Annotated in this window: 19 protein-coding genes; 16 read left to right on the forward strand and 3 right to left on the reverse strand. The window is 52.4% G+C overall.

Features of this window, described 5'->3' with window-relative positions; all coding sequences use genetic code 11:
* Window positions 1–45 precede the first annotated feature (45 nt).
* From NSQ80_RS09180 to dut, 8 genes are all read left to right on the forward strand, one after another.
* The gene (locus NSQ80_RS09180; protein WP_260070577.1) at window positions 46–1,026 is read left to right on the forward strand and encodes a bifunctional oligoribonuclease/PAP phosphatase NrnA; all 981 of its coding nucleotides are present in this window, start codon (window positions 46–48) and stop codon (window positions 1,024–1,026) included.
* The gene (truB, locus tag NSQ80_RS09185; protein ID WP_260070578.1) at window positions 1,023–1,940 is read left to right on the forward strand and encodes a tRNA pseudouridine(55) synthase TruB; all 918 of its coding nucleotides are present in this window, start codon (window positions 1,023–1,025) and stop codon (window positions 1,938–1,940) included. Before NSQ80_RS09180 ends, truB begins: the two co-directional genes overlap by 4 nt.
* Before the next feature lie 45 nt (window positions 1,941–1,985).
* Window positions 1,986–2,930, forward strand: coding sequence for a bifunctional riboflavin kinase/FAD synthetase (locus tag NSQ80_RS09190; protein WP_009223055.1), 945 nt, complete (start codon window positions 1,986–1,988; stop codon window positions 2,928–2,930).
* Between the two features lie 173 nt (window positions 2,931–3,103).
* Window positions 3,104–3,373 (forward strand): 30S ribosomal protein S15, encoded by a 270-nt coding sequence (gene rpsO, locus NSQ80_RS09195; RefSeq protein WP_009223056.1) that lies wholly within the window; start codon window positions 3,104–3,106, stop codon window positions 3,371–3,373.
* A gap of 244 nt (window positions 3,374–3,617) precedes the next feature.
* Window positions 3,618–5,726: a polyribonucleotide nucleotidyltransferase gene (pnp, locus tag NSQ80_RS09200; RefSeq protein ID WP_260070580.1), complete on the forward strand. Its 2,109-nt coding sequence runs from the start codon at window positions 3,618–3,620 to the stop codon at window positions 5,724–5,726.
* A gap of 146 nt (window positions 5,727–5,872) precedes the next feature.
* Window positions 5,873–6,919 carry a polysaccharide deacetylase family protein gene (locus tag NSQ80_RS09205; RefSeq protein ID WP_339302084.1) on the forward strand — a complete coding sequence of 349 codons (1,047 nt, stop codon included), beginning with the start codon at window positions 5,873–5,875 and terminating at the stop codon, window positions 6,917–6,919.
* An 85-nt stretch (window positions 6,920–7,004) separates the two neighbouring features.
* Complete coding sequence (locus NSQ80_RS09210; RefSeq protein ID WP_323076461.1) at window positions 7,005–8,258, forward strand: pitrilysin family protein; 1,254 nt, start codon at window positions 7,005–7,007, stop codon at window positions 8,256–8,258.
* The gene (dut, locus tag NSQ80_RS09215) at window positions 8,248–8,697 is read left to right on the forward strand and encodes a dUTP diphosphatase (RefSeq protein WP_009223060.1); all 450 of its coding nucleotides are present in this window, start codon (window positions 8,248–8,250) and stop codon (window positions 8,695–8,697) included. Before NSQ80_RS09210 ends, dut begins: the two co-directional genes overlap by 11 nt.
* Window positions 8,698–8,943: 246 nt before the next feature.
* On the opposite strand, the gene NSQ80_RS09220 is transcribed toward dut, so the two are convergent.
* From NSQ80_RS09220 to NSQ80_RS09230, 3 genes are read right to left on the reverse strand one after another with little or no spacing between them, the layout of a single operon-like run.
* Window positions 8,944–9,327, reverse strand: coding sequence for a S41 family peptidase (locus NSQ80_RS09220; RefSeq protein WP_009223061.1), 384 nt, complete (start codon window positions 9,325–9,327; stop codon window positions 8,944–8,946).
* Window positions 9,255–9,599 (reverse strand): hypothetical protein, encoded by a 345-nt coding sequence (locus NSQ80_RS09225; RefSeq protein ID WP_009223062.1) that lies wholly within the window; start codon window positions 9,597–9,599, stop codon window positions 9,255–9,257. The genes NSQ80_RS09220 and NSQ80_RS09225 overlap by 73 nt, the downstream gene beginning before the upstream one ends.
* The gene (locus NSQ80_RS09230; RefSeq protein ID WP_339302085.1) at window positions 9,526–9,900 is read right to left on the reverse strand and encodes a hypothetical protein; all 375 of its coding nucleotides are present in this window, start codon (window positions 9,898–9,900) and stop codon (window positions 9,526–9,528) included. The genes NSQ80_RS09225 and NSQ80_RS09230 overlap by 74 nt, the downstream gene beginning before the upstream one ends.
* 173 nt (window positions 9,901–10,073) lie before the next feature.
* On the opposite strand from NSQ80_RS09230, the gene dpsA reads away from it, so the two are divergent.
* The 8 genes from dpsA (at window position 10,074) to NSQ80_RS09270 (ending at window position 20,082) form a co-directional block, all read left to right on the forward strand.
* Complete coding sequence (dpsA, locus tag NSQ80_RS09235) at window positions 10,074–10,973, forward strand: dipicolinate synthase subunit DpsA (RefSeq protein ID WP_260070584.1); 900 nt, start codon at window positions 10,074–10,076, stop codon at window positions 10,971–10,973.
* The gene (locus NSQ80_RS09240) at window positions 10,970–11,563 is read left to right on the forward strand and encodes a dipicolinate synthase subunit B (protein ID WP_009223064.1); all 594 of its coding nucleotides are present in this window, start codon (window positions 10,970–10,972) and stop codon (window positions 11,561–11,563) included. The genes dpsA and NSQ80_RS09240 overlap by 4 nt, the downstream gene beginning before the upstream one ends.
* A gap of 256 nt (window positions 11,564–11,819) precedes the next feature.
* Window positions 11,820–13,040 (forward strand): aspartate kinase, encoded by a 1,221-nt coding sequence (dapG, locus tag NSQ80_RS09245; protein WP_009223065.1) that lies wholly within the window; start codon window positions 11,820–11,822, stop codon window positions 13,038–13,040.
* Window positions 13,041–13,132: 92 nt separating this feature from the next.
* Complete coding sequence (gene dapA, locus NSQ80_RS09250) at window positions 13,133–13,999, forward strand: 4-hydroxy-tetrahydrodipicolinate synthase (protein ID WP_009223066.1); 867 nt, start codon at window positions 13,133–13,135, stop codon at window positions 13,997–13,999.
* Window positions 14,000–14,458: 459 nt separating this feature from the next.
* Window positions 14,459–16,138: a ribonuclease J gene (locus NSQ80_RS09255; protein ID WP_009223067.1), complete on the forward strand. Its 1,680-nt coding sequence runs from the start codon at window positions 14,459–14,461 to the stop codon at window positions 16,136–16,138.
* Between the two features lie 219 nt (window positions 16,139–16,357).
* Window positions 16,358–17,119, forward strand: a complete 762-nt coding sequence (locus NSQ80_RS09260; RefSeq protein ID WP_009223068.1) for an ATP-dependent Clp protease proteolytic subunit — start codon at window positions 16,358–16,360, stop codon at window positions 17,117–17,119.
* Entirely contained in the window at window positions 17,116–17,340 is a 225-nt protein-coding gene (locus NSQ80_RS09265) for a YlzJ-like family protein (protein ID WP_009223069.1), read from the forward strand. The genes NSQ80_RS09260 and NSQ80_RS09265 overlap by 4 nt, the downstream gene beginning before the upstream one ends.
* An 81-nt stretch (window positions 17,341–17,421) precedes the next feature.
* On the forward strand, window positions 17,422–20,082 hold the full coding sequence (locus tag NSQ80_RS09270; RefSeq protein ID WP_339302086.1) for a DNA translocase FtsK 4TM domain-containing protein: 2,661 nt from the start codon (window positions 17,422–17,424) through the stop codon (window positions 20,080–20,082).
* The last annotated feature ends 79 nt before the right edge of the window (window positions 20,083–20,161 follow it).

Here is a 20,161-nt window from a genome sequence, read left to right on the forward strand (position 1 = left end):
TGAAGATGAGCGGATGAGTTTTGTAGGTCCCTAAAGGAGACGGCAATGCAGACGACCTATGAAAGGGAGCTGAGTCAGACCAAGGAGTTCCTGACTCAGAATGATCATTTCCTAATTGTGTCGCATGTTCAGCCGGACGGTGACGCAGTCAGTTCCACCCTTGCGGTGGGCTGGCTTCTGTCATGTCTGGGTAAAAAATTCGTGATGGTCAACGAAGGCCCGATCCCAAAGCGGATGCATTATTTGTGGCATGCGGACGAGATTCTCGATTTGTCGGTGACGCCGCTTGACCGCAAATTTGATCATGTGATTTGCGTGGACTGCGCGGATTTCAAACGGGTTGGCACGACGCATGAATGGTTTGCCGAAGGGGCACGACTGCTGAACATCGACCACCATCCGACCAACGACCACTACGGCTCGGTGAATCTTGTAGTGCCAAATGCGGCGGCGACCGCTGAAATTTTGTTTGATCTGATCAACTATATGGGTCTGCCGTTGGATGAAACGATAGCAACGGTGCTTTATACCGGACTGCTGACGGATACCGGCGGGTTCCGGTACTCCAACACGTCGCCGAAGGTGATGGCGGCTGCCTCCAAACTGCTGGAATACGGCGTGGACGGTCCCGCTTTATCCGAATTGCTGCTAGAGCAAATGACGCTTCCGCAGCTGCGTTTGCTGACTCGGGCTTTAAACGGTCTTCAGCTTACGGAAGACGGGAAGATTGGCTGGGTATCGGTTACAGATGAGGACCTGAAGGCGACTGGCGCCGTTCACGAGGATATGGAAGGCATCGTCAACTATCCGCGAAATATCCAAGGGGTCGAAGTAGGCCTGTTGTTTAAAGTCATTAACGAACAAACCATAAAGGTGAGCATGCGCTCGGCGGGAAAAGTCGACGTGGCCAAGGTGGCCCAAAGCTTTGGCGGCGGCGGCCATGTCCGGGCCGCGGGTGCTCGCATTGAAGGGACCCTAGACACGGTTGTCCCTAGAGTGTTGGAACAAGTGAGGCTGCAGCTATGAACGCATACGAAGGCATTTTGCCCATCCACAAGCCGGCCGGTTTTACATCGCATGACGTGGTTGCCAAATGCCGGGGGATTTTGAAAATGAAGCGGATCGGCCATACGGGTACGTTAGACCCGGCGGTCACCGGAGTGCTGCCTCTATGCCTGGGCCGTGCAACGCGAATGGTGGAGTATTTGCAGGACTTGCCGAAGGAATACGAAGCGACCTTGGTGCTTGGCGTTGCGACCGATACAGAGGACATGACCGGCGAAATCATCGAACAGGTAAATGAGGTTCAGGTGACGGAAGAGGACGTACGGCGCGTGTTGTCCCGTTTTGTTGGCACGATCTCGCAAATTCCGCCGATGTATTCGGCGCTGAAGCAAGACGGTAAACGTCTGTATGAACTGGCACGGGAAGGGAAGACCGTGGAGCGTAAGCCCCGGGAAGTCACAATCTATCAATTGGAGCTGCTTGCTTTTCATCCGGAGGGGCCGCATCCGCGGATTTCTTTTCGTGCGTTATGCTCCAAAGGAACTTATATCCGTACGCTCTGCGTTGATATCGGACGTGCACTAGGCGTGCCTGCAGCGATGACGGAGCTGAAGCGGACGATGTCGGCGGGGATCACGGAGTCGCATTGTCTGACGCTGGATGAGGTGGCCCGCCACGCGGCAAGCGGATCGCTGCAAGATTATTTACTGCCGGTCGATCGAGCTGTTCAGCATTTGCCGGCTCACACGGTTGCTGCCGAGAAGGTCAAGGCAGCATTGCAAGGTCAGCGGCTGTCCCCCTCTGTGGTCTCTCCGGCGGTTAAGCGCGGAGAGACCCTGCGGCTGTACAGCCCCGAACAGCAATTTTTAGGCATCTTCCGGGTAGAAAAGGGAACGAAGGCCGTGAAGGCGGTTAAAGTGTTTTTACCCGAATAGCCTCAAGAAATGCGCATTCCGAGGGAAATTGCAGGTGACACGATCATGGAAACGATACATTTATCATATCCACTAAATGAACGATTTATAGAACAACATGCCCGACCGCAAGTGCTGGCGATCGGCCAATTTGACGGCCTTCACCTGGGACATGCCAGCGTGATTGATTCGGCTGTCCGGTTGGCTGGCGAACTAGGTCTTCCTGCCTCCGTCATGACTTTTCATCCCCATCCGAAGGAAGTTATGAAAAAAGGCGACTACGACGGATATTTGACGCCGCCGAAGGAGAAGGAGCGTATTCTGCGCGAGATGGGCGTGGATTACGTATATATCGTTGAATTCAACGATGCCTTCTCGCGGGTAAGTCCGCAGAACTTCGTTTCCGGCATCCTGGTGCCGCTTCAGGTGCACACCGCGGTGGTTGGCTTTGACTTCCGTTACGGCTACCGGGGCGAAGGGGATGCGAGCATGCTGCGTGAATTGAGCGGCAACGTCCTTGACGTGCACACCGTGCCGCCGTTCCTGATCGACGGGGAGAAGGTCAGCAGTTCAGGGATTCGCAAAGCGCTGCAGGAAGGGAAGATTGAGCTAGCGAATCGTTGGCTTGGGCGGACGTATACGCTGAGAGGGACGGTCATGCACGGCGAGAAACGCGGCCGCCAGCTCGGATTCCCTACAGCCAATCTGAAGCTGGCGGAGCACTACGTCGTCCCGGCCAGCGGGGTCTACGCCGTGCGAGTTACGCGCGAAGGTACGACGTACTCCGGCGTGATGAACGTTGGGGTTAAGCCAACCTTTCATGAGAACGGCAAAATCTTTTGGCTGGAAGCCCATCTGTTTGATTTTTCCGGCGAGATTTATGACGAAAGCTTGTCTGTGGAATTAGTTCATTATATTCGGGCGGAGCGCAAGTTCGGCTCCCTGGATGAGCTGATCGCTCAAATTGGACAGGATGCGGAAACGGCTAAACGATTGCTGAAAGATTCCTGATAACTAAACCGATCCGGCATTTACTTTGCCCATCGGCTGTGGTATACTATGTAACGTTGTCATGCGGAAGAACTTTGCTTTTTCCAATCGGCAGCGAGAACCTTGGCTTGGTTGCACGGTTTCACCGCCGGCGACGAGGCTAACGGCGATTTGAGATAAAGGAGGTGAACAGGATGGCATTGACTCAAGAACGTAAACAACAATTGATCCAAGAGCACAGAACTCATGAGTCCGATACCGGATCCCCTGAGGTGCAAATTGCTATCCTTACGGAGAACATCGTGAATTTGACGGACCACTTGCGTACACACAAGAAGGACCATCATTCCCGTCGCGGTCTTCTGAAGATGGTTGGTCAACGTCGGAAATTGTTGGCTTACTTGAAGAACAAAGACGTAAATCGTTACTCCGCTTTGATCGAGAAACTTGGATTGCGTCGTTAATTAAACAAGTTTGTATAAAAGCAGCCTAGTTGCATGGCGGACGCTGGCGAAGCGTGCGGTGTGCGGCCGGGTTGCTTTTTACAAATTAGGCTTTGTTGCGATAAGCTTTCATGAAGAGCTCCGTCAGGAGCTTTTGTTATGAGGACATTCTTCTGCGCCAGCGCCGCTTCTCATTATGAATTGGTGAAAAGCAGGAAATAATGAACTCAGTACCGAACTTGTATTGGTGATAAGGAGGGATTTCATGCAGACTGAAGTGAGAATGGATTTGGGAGGAAGACCTCTCATTCTGGAAACCGGCCGATTGGCAAAGCAAGCCAATGCGGCTGTCATGGTTCGCTACGGCGATACGGCGGTGCTTTGTACGGTTACGGCTTCTTCGGAACCTAAGGATTTGGACTTTTTTCCGTTAACCGTCAATTATGAAGAGAAACTGTATGCAGTCGGTAAAATTCCCGGCGGCTTTATTAAACGGGAAGGACGTCCGAGTGAAAAAGCGATTCTGGCCAGCCGTTTGACCGACCGTCCAATTCGCCCGCTCTTTCCGGAAGGCTTCCGTAACGATGTGCAAATCGTAAACTTAGTCATGAGTGTGGATCAGGATTGCGAACCGGAAATTGCCGCAATGATTGGGACTTCTGCAGCGCTGAGCATTTCCGATGTTCCGTTTAACGGGCCGATCGGCGGCGTAGCTGTAGGCCGGGTGAACGGGGAATTCGTCATTAATCCGGACGTGGCACAGCAGGAAGCCAGCGACATTTACGTCGTGGTTGCCGGAACGAAGGACGCCATCATGATGGTGGAAGCGGAAGCGAATGAAGTTCCAGAAGAGGTTATGCTTGAGGCCATTATGTTTGGCCATGAAGAGATCAAAAAGATCGTTGCCGTCATTGAAGATCTCGTAAAAGTGGCCGGCAAAGAGAAGATGCAGGTGCAGTTGCATACGGTGAATGAAGAAGTGAACCGTGAGGTTCGCGCTTATGCCCAGGATCGCTTGATTGAAGCCGTGAAGATCGCAGAGAAGCATGCACGTCAGGATGCGATTGACGCCATTAACGACGAAACGGTGGCTCATTTCGAAGAGAAATACATAGAAACGCCGGAGCTGCTCGCCGATGTGAAGGAAGTGCTTCACGACATCGTTAAGGAAGAAGTGCGCCGGTTGATCACCCATGAAAAAGTACGCCCTGACGGTCGTAAACTGGACGAGATTCGTCCAATTGAATGCGATATCAGCTTGCTGCCGCGTACGCATGGCTCCGGTCTGTTCACGCGCGGACAAACGCAAGCGCTGAGCATCTGTACACTTGGGGCATTGGGCGATGTTCAAATTCTCGACGGGATCGACCTCGAAGAGTCGAAACGCTTCATGCACCACTACAACTTCCCGCCGTTCAGCGTTGGTGAAGCTCGTCCATTGCGGGCTCCAGGCCGCCGCGAAATCGGTCACGGCGCATTGGGCGAACGCGCGTTGTCGAAGGTTATTCCGCCGGAATCCGAATTCCCTTATACGATTCGTCTCGTATCGGAAGTTTTGGAATCCAACGGTTCGACCTCGCAGGCGAGCATTTGCGCTAGCACGCTGGCGATGATGGATGCAGGCGTACCGATCAAAGCTCCGGTTGCCGGGGTTGCCATGGGGCTGATCAAAGACGGCGAGCATGTGTCGATCTTGACCGACATCCAAGGGATGGAAGACCATCTCGGCGATATGGACTTTAAAGTAGCCGGTACCGCGGAAGGCGTTACGGCCATCCAAATGGATATCAAAATTGACGGCATTGACCGGCAAATTTTGTCCGACGCTTTGAAGCAAGCAAGAGAAGGTCGATTGTTTATCTTGTCCAAAATGATGGAACGGATCCAGAAGCCGAAGGAGCATCTGTCCCCTTACGCGCCGAAGATCACCATCATGCAAATCAATCCGGACAAAATCCGCGATGTCATAGGGGCCGGCGGCAAGATCATCAACAAGATTATCGAGGAAACCGGCGTGAAGATCGATATCGAGCAGGATGGCCGCGTGTACATCGCTTCTACCAATGAAGAGATGAACAACAAAGCGCGTTCGATCATTGAAGGGATCGTCAAAGAAGTGGTGGTCGGTGAGATTTACGTCGGGACCGTCAAACGGATCGAGAAATTTGGTGCATTCGTTGAGATTCTGCCGGGTAAAGACGGCTTAGTGCATATTTCGCAGCTCTCGACGGAACGCGTTGCCAAGGTCGAAGACGTTGTGGCGATCGGCGATACGGTAACGGTGAAAGTGACCGAGATCGACAACCAAGGACGGATCAATCTTTCCCGCAAAGCGGTATTAACCGCCGAAACGGACAAAACTCCATCCAAATAAATGAGATAACATATCGACGCAGGCAACCCTTGCGGGAAAAGAGACAGAATAATTAAATTCTGGCTCTTTTTTATTGCGTTCGCATATCCCTGGGCTTGTCAACATATGATGGGGACAAAAACCGTTTAAGGGGATGAGCTGTTAGCATGGGGCGGAACAAGTTTGCGGTCATCGCGATATGCATTGCGTTTATGATGATATTGGGGCAGTTTGCCGGCATTCGGGCCTTCGTTGCCAAAAGCTCGGAGGAAAATGGCGGCAGCTACGCTTTCCGCCTGATTCATGACCTGACCGGTGACCTGGGGGCCCAGAACCAGCCTGACCCGGCTAGCGGCGGGACAGCGAAGGATACGGATCCGTTGCTGGCCAAGATCCGCGAAGAGGCGGAGAAGCAGCGGATCGAGCCGATCGATGCGGTGGTCGACCGGGTCTGGAAAGCCATTCCCGGCTATAACGGTCGTGAGGTGGATATCGAACGCACTTACAAGAAGGCCAAACAGCTGCCGGAGGGCGCGAACATCGAATATGTCTATCGGGAGCTTCGGCCGAAAGTAAATCTCGAGGATTTAGGGCCGCAGCCGATTTACCGGGGGAACCCAAACAAGCCGATGGCAGCGCTCATGATCAATGTCGCCTGGGGCAATGAATATCTGGTGCCTATGCTGGATACGTTGGATCAGCAGAAGGTCAAGGCGACCTTTTTCCTCGATGGCAGCTGGCTCAAGAAGAACGGGGACCTTGCCGCCGAAATCAAGCGGCGCGGGCATCAAATCGAAAACCACGCCTACTCGCATCCGAATATGAGCCAACTGGAGCAAACCCGGGCCCGGCTGGAGATCTCCAAAACGAAGGAGCTGCTGAAGGAGAAGCTGGGCGTGGAAAATCGCTGGTTTGCGCCGCCTTCGGGTGATTATAATATGCAAACCGTCAAGCTGGCGGCGGAACAGGGGCTGAAGACGGTATTGTGGACCGTGGATACAGTAGATTGGAAAAATCCGCCCGCAGCCAGCATCGTTAGTAAGATCAGCAGCAAAGTGGGGCCAGGATCGCTGATCTTGATGCATCCGACGGCGTCCAGCCGCGATGCCCTGGAAGGGATGATTCAGGCCATTCGCAGCAAAGGGTTGGTGCTCGGAACCGTGGAACAAACGCTGTCGCCGGACCGCGTCGAAGTCCCTGCTCCGCAGAGTTGAGCTTTCCGCCTTTTTTTGGTAGGATAGGGATGCATTTATTAACGACGCTAACCAATGCATCGCATAACATTTAGGGGGGCCTTTCGTGAAGAGAACGCAATTGAAAAACGGCCTTCGGGTAGTCATGGAGAAGATACCGACTTGCCGTTCGGTCTCGTTCGGCATATGGGTCAAAACCGGCTCCCGCAATGAACGCCCTGAGCGGGGCGGAATTTCGCATTTTATCGAACACATGCTGTTTAAAGGCACGGAACGCTACAGCGCCAAGGACATCGCAGAGCAGTTTGATGCGATTGGCGGCAATGTTAACGCGTTTACGTCCAAGGAATATACCTGTTATTACGCGAAAGTGCTGGATGAGCATTTACCGATTGCGGTTGACGTGTTGTCCGACATGTTTTTCCGTTCCTTGTTCGATAAGGAAGAGCTGCGGAAAGAGAAAAACGTGATCGTAGAGGAAATCTCTATGTACGAAGATACGCCGGACGATATGGTCCACGATCTTGTGACGCAGGCAGCCTACGGGGACCATCCGCTGGCTCTGCCGATCTTAGGGACGGAGGAGAAGCTGCGCGCCATGGAATCCGAGCACCTGCGGGAATACATGCGCGAGCACTATACAATCGAAAATACGGTCATCAGCGTGGCAGGCAATATCGATGAACAGGTGATTGATCTGCTGGAGCAATATTTCGGTGATTTTTCGAATCGGGGAAGCTCCAGCCCTTTGGCTGCGCCAGAGTTCTTGGGGGGATTGAAATTCCATCGCAAGAAGACCGAGCAGAACCATATTTGCTTGTCCTTCCCAGGTTTGCCGATCGGGGATGAGAAACAATATGCGATGGTGCTACTGAACAATGCGCTGGGCGGCGGCATGAGCTCGCGGCTCTTCCAGGAGATCCGTGAGAAACGCGGGTTGGCCTACTCGGTGTACTCGTATCACAGCTCGCACGCGGACAGCGGACTGTTTACGGTGTACGCAGGAACCGCGCCGCGCCAAACGAAGGAAGTGCTGGATTTGACCAAGGAGATCCTGCACGATGTTTCGGTGAACGGGATTACTCCAAATGAGCTGAGCAAGGGGAAAGAACAGCTGAAGGGAAGCTTGATTTTGAGCTTGGAGAGCACCGGAAGCCGCATGAACCGACTTGGCAAAAATGAGCTGATGATCGGGAAACATTATTCCTTGGATGAGATGATCGCCCGCATCGAGGCGGTGACGATGGACGATGTCAATCAGGTGTTGAAGGGCATGTTTAGCCAACCGTTTTCGCTCGCCATGGTGGGATCGTCAGATCGCGTGATATCGGGAGTTAGGAGAGATGAGCTTGTCGTTTGAAGTGCAAATCAACCGTTTGGCAGGAAATGAAGATATCGAGCTGCCGCGTAAAATGTCGGAGCTAGCCTCCGGCTTTGATCTCTACGCCGCCGTTACGGAGGAGCTGACGCTCCAGCCGGGGCAACGTGCCCTCGTACCGACCGGGATCGCTATCGCGATGCCCGGCGGCCTAGAGGCGCAAATTCGCCCGCGCAGCGGGTTGGCGTTGAAGCACGGCATTACGTGCCTGAATACGCCGGGGACGATCGACGCGGATTACCGCGGGGAAATCAAGGTGCTGCTGATTAACCTCGGGCAGGAACCGTTTGTGATCCGTCGGAATGAGCGGATTGCGCAGATGGTGTTCCAGATCGTTCCTGAGGTGAATCTCGTGCAGGTAGACAAGCTGTCGGAGACGGTTCGCGGCGCCGGCGGGTTTGGTCATACGGGCACGAAGTAAGGGACTGAGGCACGTTTAACCTGAGTAGCCTGTTATGTTCAGGTGTAGAAGAATAAGGGTAAAAAAGGTTCTTATTTTCGGTTAGGAGAGGGATATGGCCGGGAATAGCGGACTTTTTTACCCTTATTTTCATTTATCGCATTCAAAAGTGGCGGTTATGGTGGGTTCCGCTCCAAATAAGGCCTAAAATATCCTCTATTTTTTGCGCTTAAAAGAATTTCGCTGAAATAAGGCCCGAAAAGTCCCTTATTTTGCTGCAGTAATGATCTCCATTAACTTTTCCATTTGGGCATCTCTTCCGCCGATAATGTCTTGGCGTGTTGTTGGAACATAGATATCCGGTTCTAAGGAGGTTTCGTGGGTCAAGCGTTGATCCGGCCGAGAAAAATGTTTATAAGATACGGTAAATTGAAATCCGGAGTGAGGCATCTTAAACACGAATATATCTCCATAACAAGATGGCTGATTGCCCGTTGGTTCTCCGATCAAAGTGGCCAGCCCATTATCTTTGAAGGTGACGGCAAAGACATTTGCGGCGCTGAACGTTTTGGGGGAGATCAATAGATACAAGTGATCGTTAAACGGGTTAACGGATGAGCTAGCATGGGCCTTCCCATGATTTTTAACCAATGTTCATTTTCAGTTGGCACTACCTTGGACAGCTCGTCTAATAACTGTGGAGGGGTTAGCCCGCCTAACTCAAGTAAAAGGTCGCCCCGTTGTAACAACGGCGTTGATCGAATCACCACCGGGCCTTCCGCAGTCCAGTATAACGGCAGCTCCAAATAGGAAAGGGAAGGGGAATAAGGGTTGATGCTCGTGTGGGCGTCATGCAGTTGCCCGATCATTTCTACAGCGGAGATATAAAAACGGCTTATGGGCAGCGGACCTGCTTGAATCATCCGGTAAGTATCCCGTATTTTTTTTTCGTTGCTCTCTCTGCCATCCGTCGATCAGTGACGGGTGAACCTGTTCCAGCGTGCTTATAAGGTAATCGAAATCCGCTTTCATCGTATCGGGCGTCAAGAGAGCACTTTCTGCGGGATCCGCTTCGCCCAGCCTTTGTATAGGCGAGGTGAATGGTTCGACCTCTGACGCTTGCCGCTCCGGTGAGGAAATAACAACAGATCCTGCAAACGCCAATATCAAAAGAATCATCAAAAAAATTGCATAAATCACAGCCCGTTTTCCTGGCTTTCTCAACTCACTCCACCACCTGTAATAATATGGAATACATCCTACAAAATTGCTGTGAAGGTTTGCTATGACGATATTCCTATCCTCAGCTTCGCGAGGCATTCTAGCCTTTCACCACTTCGTAGGCCACGGCATAAGATGGTCTATACTGTGTTGCTTGGAAGGAGTGCCGTCTAAGAATGCTGACCGGAATCACAATTGTATTCCTCGGTGGGGATGCCCGGCAGGTGGAGGTCATCAACAAATGTGTCGAACTGGATGCTACGGTACGGGTTGTTGGCTTCGACCGATTGGAGACACCCCTTAAAGGAGTCTCGCAGGAGACGTTAAGCCCCGGCTTGCTGGCCGGCGCGGACGTAATTATCCTTCCGGTAATCGGTTGCGATGATCACGGTGTCGTCCCGGCGCCGTTCTCTGCAGAACAACTGGTCATCAAACGGGAATGGTTTGCATCCGTCCGAAAAAGCACGCTGGTCTATACCGGAATTGCCAAGAGCTTCTTAAAGCAAATGGGCGAGGAGCACGGCTTCCGGATCATTGAGGTGCTCGAACGTGACGACGTCGCCATTTACAACTCGATTCCAACGGCGGAAGGCGCAGTGATGATGGCGATCCAGAACACGGACATCACGATTCACGGTTCGAACTGTATTGTGCTTGGGATCGGGAGGACAGGGTTTACGCTGGCAGGAACGCTGCAAGGTTTGGGAGCGAATGTAAGGGTAGGGGTACGTCGGGAAGATGATGTGGCTAGGGCGATACAAATGGGCTGGAAGCCTTTTGTGACAAGGGATTTGGCCGCCAACGTAGGGGATGTTGACTTGATTTTTAACACAATTCCGACTATGATAGTCACAGCGCAAATCATCTCGAAACTGCCCCGTACGGCAGTGATTATCGACCTTGCTTCGGCGCCTGGAGGAACGGATTTCCGTTTCGCCGAAAAGCGCGGAGTGAAGGCGATTTTATCCCCTGGCCTCCCCGGAATCGTCGCTCCCAAATCGGCTGGAATTATTATGGCAAACACGATTTGTCAGTCGATTATGGATGAGTATCAATTACGGGGGGATGAACAGTGAATTGGCAGGGTAAAACGGTAGGTTACGCCATTACGGGCTCGCATTGTACGTTTGCTGAGGTAATGCCCCAGATCCAACGATTTGTCGACGGAGGGGCGAAGGTTGTGCCGATCATATCCCAGTCGGTACTGACGACCGACACCCGTTTCGGTAAATCGGAGGATTGGCGCGAACAGTTGAAAGATATTACAGGGAATGATATTATTTCTTCAATTGTCGAAGCCGAACCTCTGGGTCCAAGCAAGCTGCTGGACGTCTTGGTGATCGCTCCCTGCACGGGAACGACGACGAGCAAACTGGCAAATGCGATAACGGACAGTCCCGTTCTGATGGCCGCAAAAGCCCAGCTGAGAAACGGGCGACCGCTTGTCATCGCGGTGTCGACGAATGACGGTTTAGGTTTTAATTTGGCAAATATCGCGAAATTAATTGTGGCCAAGAACGTGTATTTCGTTCCGTTTGGTCAAGACAATCCGACCGGCAAACCGAATTCGCTCGTAGCAAACATGGAACTGATCCCTGAAACTTGCTATGCCGCGCTTGAAGGAAAACAGCTGCAACCGTTAATCATCGAACGTTTTCATGGATAATGCAGCGCAGCCGGCATACCATGTACGGAGCACCGTTCGGGTTGTTTCACGCCGTGATCTTTACAGGACGGACTCAATATAGGTGGGAAGTATCGGAACAAATTGCTCAAAGGCGCAGCATGGAATGCCGTATACAATCGCGGAGATCATTGCGGCGAAGGGGTATGTTTTCGAAGCTCTGGGTTCGTTAATCTTGCTATTACTAACGGAATGAAGTCATCGCTTTACTCCGCACTTATTAACTGGAGGAATATCCATGCGCATTTTGGTGCAAAAATTCGGTGGCACGTCTCTTTCGACGAAAGAAGCGAGAGAGCATGTCATCTCACACGTACGCCGGGAACTGGATAACGGTTTCCGGCTCGTCGTGGTGGTTTCGGCTATGGGCCGAAAAGGGGATCCTTACGCGACGGATACCTTGCTTGATTTGGTCTCTGAAGGGGATTGCTATTTACCGCCCCGCGAACAAGATTTACTGATGGCTTGCGGCGAAATTATTTCCGCAGCCAAGCTGTGCAGCCTGCTGGCTGAACAGCACATCTCTTCGGTCGTATTGACTGGAGCTCAAGCTGGATTCCGAACGGACAGCCAGTTTGGCAACGCGAGAATTCTGGATATCGTTCCGACTCGGGTGCTGGAAGAACTGCAGCAGAAGGATGTCGTGATCGTGACAGGATTTCAAGGTCAAAATCAAGACGGCGACTTCACGACGTTGGGCCGCGGAGGCAGCGATACGTCGGCTACAGCCTTGGGCGCCGCGCTGCACGCCGAAATGGTTGATATTTATACCGATGTGAATGGGATCTTAACTGCGGATCCCCGGATCGTCGAGGATGCGAAGCCGCTGGAATACGTCAGCTACGCAGAAATCTGCAATATGGCGCATCAAGGGGCTAAGGTGATCCATCCCCGCGCCGTAGAAATTGCGATGCAAGCGGGGATTCCGGTACGCGTTCGCTCGACTTTTTCGCAAGGGGAAGGAACATTGGTTGCCAACCCCGAAGGATTTAAGGACGTACAGCTGGGGATTGTGGACCGTTACGTGACTGGGATTGCATATGTGGCGAATGTGACTCAAATCCGGGTGGAATCCGCTGGCAACGGCCCGGATCATTTGCAGCTGCAAGTTTTTAAATCCATGGCAGAGAACGACATTAGTGTTGATTTTATTAATGTGACCCCAACCGGTGTCGTTTATACGGTCTTTGATAAAGATTCGGCGAAGGCAGAAGCGGTGTTGAGATCGCTGGACCTCTCACCGCAAATATGCACCGGATGCGCCAAGGTGTCCGTCATCGGCGGAGGCATTAACGGCGTTCCCGGAATTATGGCCAAGATCGTTGAGGCTTTGACCGAGCAAGGCATTCAGATTCTGCAATCGGCTGATTCGAATACTACGATTTGGGTGCTGGTGCGGAAGGACGATATGGTGCAAGCGTTGCGGGCGTTGCATGCCAAGTTCGAACTGGGCCGCTAACGAGGCATGTGAGTTCATCGCTTAAGAAATGGAAGGCATACTGAGAAGACGGCAATAAATAAGCGAAGCGGGAGACGGGAGGAGGATATGGCGTGATTGATTTCGGAAGAATGATTACAGCCATGGTAACGCCTTTTAATGATCAAGGAAAAATCGACTGGGACCAAACCGCAAGCCTGATCGACTATTTGGTGGAGGAGCAGCAATCTGACAGTTTGGTCGTGAGCGGAACGACGGGGGAGTCCCCTACACTAACGGATGAAGAAAAACTTGAGCTGTTTGCCTTCGCGGTGAAACATGCAGCCGGACGCTGCAAAATTATCGCCGGCACGGGCAGCAATGATACCGCTCATTCCGTTCATTTGACGCGCGAAGCTGAAAAATGCGGAGTAGACGGAATTTTGCTGGTCGCTCCGTATTATAACAAGCCGAATCAGGAAGGCCTTTTCCGCCATTTTGAAGCGATTGCGGCCGTAACCAGTCTGCCGGTTATTGTGTACAATGTGCCAAGCCGTACAGTTGTCAGCTTGAGCGTGGAAACGACGCTGCGGCTGGCGCAAATCCCGAATATCGTGGGGACCAAGGAATGCGCGCCTCTGGATCAGATCGCTATGATCGTCGCCCAAGCGCCGGAGCATTTCAAGGTTTATTCGGGCGATGACGCCTCGGCACTGCCGGCGATGGCGGTCGGAGCTTACGGTGTCATTAGCGTGGCCAGTCATGTCGCAGGCCGCTCCATCAAAGAGATGGTCGCACAATTCTTTAGCGGGAACGTAGAGCGGGCAAGCCAGTTGCATCGCGAGCTTCTGCCGTTATTTAAGGTGTTGTTTGAATGTCCGAATCCGGTAGCCGTGAAGTATGCCTTAAATGAAACCGGCCATCCTGTAGGAACGGTTCGGTTACCGCTGGTGCCGCCAAATGAACAGGAAGCGCAGCGGATTCGCAGCTTCCTCAAATAGCTGCTGGCCTACTTCTATAACCAGATATGTGCGTATTCCCAGAAACCGATGCCTGATCCGCAGGCATCGGTTTTTTTGTCATGGCACAAGGTAAGGTTAGACGTAGGGAAAAGCGCTGACTTGTTTTTTGCCAATTTAATCATGTATAATGAGTTCAAGTGACTGGGTGCGGTGAATTTTGAATTGAATGGTTTGTTCAAGAAGTTGGCTTCTGCCAGTGTAAGCGAGTACGGAGAACGTTTTACCAGACCGCTTGGAATGGATGAAGCTGTGGAGTTTACCAGAACTTGATTGAGCAACCATTTGATAATGACTTTGAGAAACGGCGAGATCGTCTTAATCAAGGCGATTGTTTATTCCTGCAATTTATAGGCTTTGGAATTTATATGCAGCGGTCGGAGCCATTTCCATAGGAGTTTTCGATACGACGTCCATAATAATTAGGAGGGTTAGATTCACTTGTCTAAAAAAATAAATAATGAGAAATTGACGATTTTCGCATTGGGCGGCGTCGCAGAGATTGGGAAGAACATGTATGTCGTTCAATATGCCAATGACATTGTAGTCATCGACTCCGGACTTAAGTTTCCGGAAGAGGACATGCTTGGCATCGACATCGTCATTCCCGATATCACTTACTTGACGGAGAACCGCGATAAAGTAAGAGGCATCGTGCTGACGCACGGGCATGAGGACCATATCGGCGGTTTGCCTTACGTGCTGAAGAACTTAAACGTTCCGGTCTACGGGACCAAATTAACTTTAGGTCTGGTTGAGAACAAGCTGAAGGAAGCGGGACTGCTCGGCGAAACGAAACGCGTGCTGATCAATGCCGATTCCGTAATCGAGCTTGGAACAACGATGAAAGCTTCGTTCTTCCGGACGAATCATAGTATTCCGGATTCGGTGGGTGTATGCATCGAAACTCCGGAAGGGAATGTCGTTCATACCGGTGACTTCAAATTTGATCATACCCCAGTCAATGATCAATATGCGGATTTGCACCGGATGGGCGAAATCGGGAAGAACGGCGTGCTTGCGCTGTTATCCGACAGTACCAATGCGGAGAGACCGGGCTTTACGCCATCGGAGAAGAATGTAGGCATTGTACTTAGCGATATTTTCCACAAAGCGAAGCAGCGCGTTGTTGTGGCGACCTTCGCCTCCAACGTGCATCGGATTCAGCAAGTCATCGATGCGGCACACGCAACGAACCGGAAGCTGACCATCATTGGACGCAGCATGGTGAACGTTGTGACGATCGCAGAAGAGTTGGGTTATCTGAACGTACCGGACGGAATTATCATTGAGCCGGAAGAAGTCAACAAGATGGCTGCAGATCGCGTTGTCATTTTGTGCACAGGCAGCCAAGGTGAACCGATGTCTGCCTTAACGCGGATGGCTCGCTCGACGCATCGCAAGGTTGATATTCTTCCAGGCGACACGGTCATCATCGCGGCAACACCGGTACCGGGCAATGAGAAATACGTTGGCCGGACGATAGATGAATTGTTCCGTCTCGGTGCGGAAGTCATTTATAGCGGATCAAATTCCGGCGTGCACGTTTCGGGTCACGGCAGCCAGGAAGAGCTGAAGCTCATGCTGAACCTGATGCGGCCGAAATACTTCATTCCGATCCACGGGGAATACCGTATGCTGCGGAAGCATGCTTTGCTTGGTGAGTCGGTTGGTATTGATCCGGACAATATTTTCCTGATTGATATCGGGGATACGATTGAGATCCAGAACGGTGTAGCCCGCAAAGCCGGGAAAGTTCCTGCCGGCAACGTGCTCATCGACGGTCTTGGCGTAGGCGACGTCGGCAATATCGTATTGCGCGACCGTAAGCTGTTATCCCAAGACGGGATCTTGGTTGTTGTTGTAACGCTGAGCAAGCAAGACGGAACGATCGTATCCGGACCGGATATTATCTCCCGCGGCTTCGTTTATGTGCGTGAATCGGAAGGTTTGCTGGAAGAAGCAAACCGCATTGTCTCCAGCACGCTGGAGAAGCTGATGAGCGAGAACGTAAACGAATGGGCTTCGTTGAAAACCAACGTTAAGGATGCTCTCGGCCGTTTCTTGTATGAGCAAACGCGCCGCAGACCGATGATCTTGCCGATCATCATGGAAGTATAAAGAAGAAATCAATAACTTTAAGCACACAGTCGCCCCTTTCCTGCCGGTTATTTGGACGGTTTCCGCAGGAAAGGGGCTTTTCGTCGTTTAGCGCGAAATGGCGGAAGGTTCCTGACTTGAGGTATCGTTGTATAGATTGAAGAAGGTTGTCGGCATACTAAGGGCTGCATAGAGTAACGAGACTTTGTCGATTGCCGACACCGAAAGGAAGGCTTAATCATGAATAAGGACCTAAGCAAATCAAGCGTTCGCAGTGAATCTGAACTTCCGCCAACAACCGAACCGGAGAAAAAAGAAGCCACGGTACCGGAAATGATCCAGCAGCTCGGGCAAACGGCGGTGCCGACTCCCGGTGAATCAAATGTGTATTGCTTAACGATTATCGGTCAGATCGAAGGACATTTAGTGCTTCCGCCGCAAAATAAAACAACGAAATACGAGCACGTCATCCCCCAATTAGTGGCAGCGGAACAGAACCCGCGGATTGAAGGACTGTTAATTATATTAAATACCGTAGGCGGCGATGTGGAGGCCGGACTTGCCATTGCGGAGATGATTGCTTCCTTGTCCAAGCCTACCGTCACGGTTGTCATCGGCGGCGGACATAGCATCGGCGTTCCGATCGCCGTAGCCTCCGATTATTCGTTGATTGCCGAAAGCGCCACGATGACCATCCATCCGATTCGTATGACCGGGCTGGTGATCGGAGTTCCTCAGACTTTTGAGTATATTGAGAAGATGCAAGAAAGGGTCGTGCGTTTTGTAACGACACATTCGAAAATTTCCGAGGAGAAATTCAAGGAGCTCATGTTTAAGACGGGTGAGTTAAACCGGGACATCGGTACAGCAGTTGGCGGCAGCGATGCGGTGAAGTACGGGCTGATCGATGCCATCGGCGGGATTGGCGATGGATTGGCCAAGCTGAATTCGATGATTGAATCGAAGCGACAAGCGAAGCAAGCAGGAGGGATTACCCAATGACGCATTATACGATCTTACCGGAAGAGGCTTATTGGGAGAATGCCGAAAACCAGGCGGCGTACGGTGAAATCGAACTAAACGGCGTGCTGATGCAAATACGGATGGAGGAAGGCAATCGGGCGACCATCGTACGGCTGTTGCGTTGCCGGCTGGAGGATTATTTGAATCCCGATCTGGCGCCCGGGCGGCAAATCACCTTCTATCCAACCTTATTAAATTGAGAATCTATGCCGGTGACGGCATCTTTTCTAGGCCCCCCTCGGTGAATATGGTATAATATTCATCTAGGGGGTGTTTTCGTCTTGCCACGGAAACGGAAGAAGAGGAAAGCTGCCATCGGCAGCATGCTGAAATACGAAATATACGGAATCATCCTGATCACCTTATCCATTATCGCCTTGAGCGGGGAGGCTGCCGTAGGAAGGACGCTATCGAAAATGGCTGCGTTAATCCTCGGCAAATTTTATTTTGTGATCCCCTTAATTGGCATTTACATAGGACTAGCTGTCATGATCAACCGGAAATGGCCGAATCGCTGGAATGCCCGCCGCAGCGGTGTGCTGCTGGCGGTGTTGGCGCTGACGCTGATAAGCACCATTTCGGCCATGCAGCATAAGCTGGCGCCGGCGGTGCCTTTGTCCGCAGGCAACGTGCTGGGCCAGATTCATCGCGATCTGCAAGGAGCGCTGTTCCAGCCTGCGGTGAGCGATGCCGGCATGAGCCTGCTGGGGCTGGATATTAGCGGAGGGTATGTCGGCGCACTAGAATTTGCCTTGTTGTACTCTTTGTTTGGCATGGCCGGTGCGAAGCTGATTATGATCGTGCTATTAGCCATCAGTTTTATGCTGGTGACCGGACTATCGTATGTGGATTTATTCCGGATGCTGCATTCCCGATTGGCCGTGCTGGCCGAAAGCTTCGGGAAAAAAATGCGCATGCTGCGTCCGATCCCAGTGCGGAACAAAGCCAAACGGGCGGTGAAGAAGGCGGAGCCTGCGGTCACCTCATATGATGATCCAGAGGATGAAGAACCCCCTCTCGACGAAGAAACGGTGCCTGCGGCAACGAGCAAGAAGCCGGTGTTTTTTCAGCTGCTGAACTTCAAGGGAAGATCGGATGAACCCGTGGAGACAGCGTCCATCGAGGAAGAGGAACCTGCGGTCGTGGAGCCTGCTACGCAAGCTGCTGATACAGGAATCAACTGGAATGAGGTGAACTACATCGGCAGGGATGAGGACGTGGAGCTTAGGAAGTCGGACGGATTCGCTGGCAGTGACACCGGGCCGATTATCCGCGATTTCTTCGACAATATTCAGCGGGAAAGCCTGCATCAAGATGAGGACAACGATGAGGACGAGCCTGGGCTACATAGCTCCCATGGCGTCCCGTTCGATGAGGCGGCACAGGATGCACTAGATCCCGTAGGAGGGGAATTCTCCGGGGGCGGTGACGAATCTGGACTCGGGAATCCTGCGGCCGAAGAGGCTGACAGCGACGGACAAGCCACGGTGCCGCCGCCTGCGCCTAAGCCTGCTCCGAAGCCGTACAAGCTGCCTTCGTTCCGGCTCTTATCGAAGCCGGCCGGGGCAGGGAAGTCCGGCGATCAAGCGGACTATATGCAAACTGCGCGTAAGCTAGAAGCCACGCTCGAAAGCTTTGGCGTGCGGGCCCGGGTGCTGGAGGTAGTACGCGGACCGGCGGTGACGCGCTATGAAATTCAGCCGGATATCGGCGTGAAGGTAAGCCGAATCGTTAACTTGACGGACGATATCGCCTTGGCTTTGGCGGCGAAGGATATTCGGATGGAAGCGCCGATTCCAGGGAAATCCGCGATTGGTATCGAGGTGCCGAACAACGAAGTATCGCTGGTGACGATGCGCGAGGTGATGGAGACGCCAACGTTTATGGAGGCGGAGTCCAAGCTGAGTATCGCATTCGGGCGGGATATTTCCGGCCAGACGATCGTTGGCAACCTGGCGAAGATGCCCCACTTGCTGGTGGCCGGGGCTACAGGCTCCGGGAAGTCGGTGTGCATTAACGGCATTATCACCAGCATTCTGTTCAAAGCGAAGCCGGATGAAGTGAAATTTATGATGGTCGACCCGAAAATGGTCGAATTAAATGTGTATAACGGCATCCCGCATCTGTTGACCCCGGTTGTGACCGATCCACGGCGAGCTTCACTGGCGCTGAAGAAGATCGTTGTGGAGATGGAGAAACGGTATGAGTTGTTCTCCAAATCGGGAGCGCGGAATATTGAAGGCTACAACCAAATGATGGCGGACCAACCTGAGGCGGTATTGCCGTATATCGTGGTGATTGTGGACGAGTTAGCTGACCTCATGATGGTTGCAGCCAGCGACGTCGAGGATGCGATTGCACGACTGGCGCAAATGGCCCGCGCGGCGGGGATCCATTTGATCATCGCTACGCAGCGGCCGTCCGTTGACGTCATCACCGGCGTAATCAAGGCCAACATCCCGTCACGGATCGCGTTTGGCGTATCGTCCCAGGTCGATTCCCGGACGATTCTGGATATGGCCGGTGCGGAGAAGCTTCTGGGCCGCGGTGACATGCTCTATATGCCGATGGGCGCGTCCAAACCGATCCGGGTGCAGGGAGCGTTTATGAGCGACCAAGAGGTCGAGGCGATCGTAAACTATGTGCGCGGGCAAGGCCAAGCCGAATACGACGAAAGCCTGGTTCCTGAAGTGGGCGATGAAGTACAGGAGACCGAAGAGGTACAGGACGAGCTCTTTGATCAAGCCGTCCAAATCGTACTGGAAGCCAAGCAGGCCTCCGTCTCCTTGCTGCAACGGCGTATGCGGGTTGGGTATACTCGCGCTGCTCGGCTGATCGACTCCATGGAGGCGCGAGGAATCGTTGGGCCGTATGAAGGCAGCAAACCGCGGGAAGTGTTAATGTCCATCGATCAATATAAAATGGGAAGAATCTCTTCTTGATTCTGTAGAATCGAAGGGAGCCTTCCCTTTTCTTTATTTCGTATAGCTCGAACCTTATGGGTGCATAGGAAGGGACAAC

Source organism: Paenibacillus sp. FSL K6-2441 (assembly GCF_037964765.1).
GTDB classification, from domain to species: Bacteria; Bacillota; Bacilli; order Paenibacillales; family Paenibacillaceae; genus Fontibacillus; species Fontibacillus phoenicis.

Coding starts and splice junctions, on each gene's coding strand:
- NSQ80_RS09180 (WP_260070577.1), top strand. CDS start 46: ATGCAGACGACCTATGAAAGGGAGCTGAGTCAGACCAAGGAGTTCCTG.
- truB (WP_260070578.1), top strand. CDS start 1,023: ATGAACGCATACGAAGGCATTTTGCCCATCCACAAGCCGGCCGGTTTT.
- NSQ80_RS09190 (WP_009223055.1), top strand. CDS start 1,986: ATGGAAACGATACATTTATCATATCCACTAAATGAACGATTTATAGAA.
- rpsO (WP_009223056.1), top strand. CDS start 3,104: ATGGCATTGACTCAAGAACGTAAACAACAATTGATCCAAGAGCACAGA.
- pnp (WP_260070580.1), top strand. CDS start 3,618: ATGCAGACTGAAGTGAGAATGGATTTGGGAGGAAGACCTCTCATTCTG.
- NSQ80_RS09205 (WP_339302084.1), top strand. CDS start 5,873: ATGGGGCGGAACAAGTTTGCGGTCATCGCGATATGCATTGCGTTTATG.
- NSQ80_RS09225 (WP_009223062.1), bottom strand. CDS start 9,599: ATGATTCAAGCAGGTCCGCTGCCCATAAGCCGTTTTTATATCTCCGCT.
- dpsA (WP_260070584.1), top strand. CDS start 10,074: ATGCTGACCGGAATCACAATTGTATTCCTCGGTGGGGATGCCCGGCAG.
- dapG (WP_009223065.1), top strand. CDS start 11,820: ATGCGCATTTTGGTGCAAAAATTCGGTGGCACGTCTCTTTCGACGAAA.
- NSQ80_RS09260 (WP_009223068.1), top strand. CDS start 16,358: ATGAATAAGGACCTAAGCAAATCAAGCGTTCGCAGTGAATCTGAACTT.
- NSQ80_RS09265 (WP_009223069.1), top strand. CDS start 17,116: ATGACGCATTATACGATCTTACCGGAAGAGGCTTATTGGGAGAATGCC.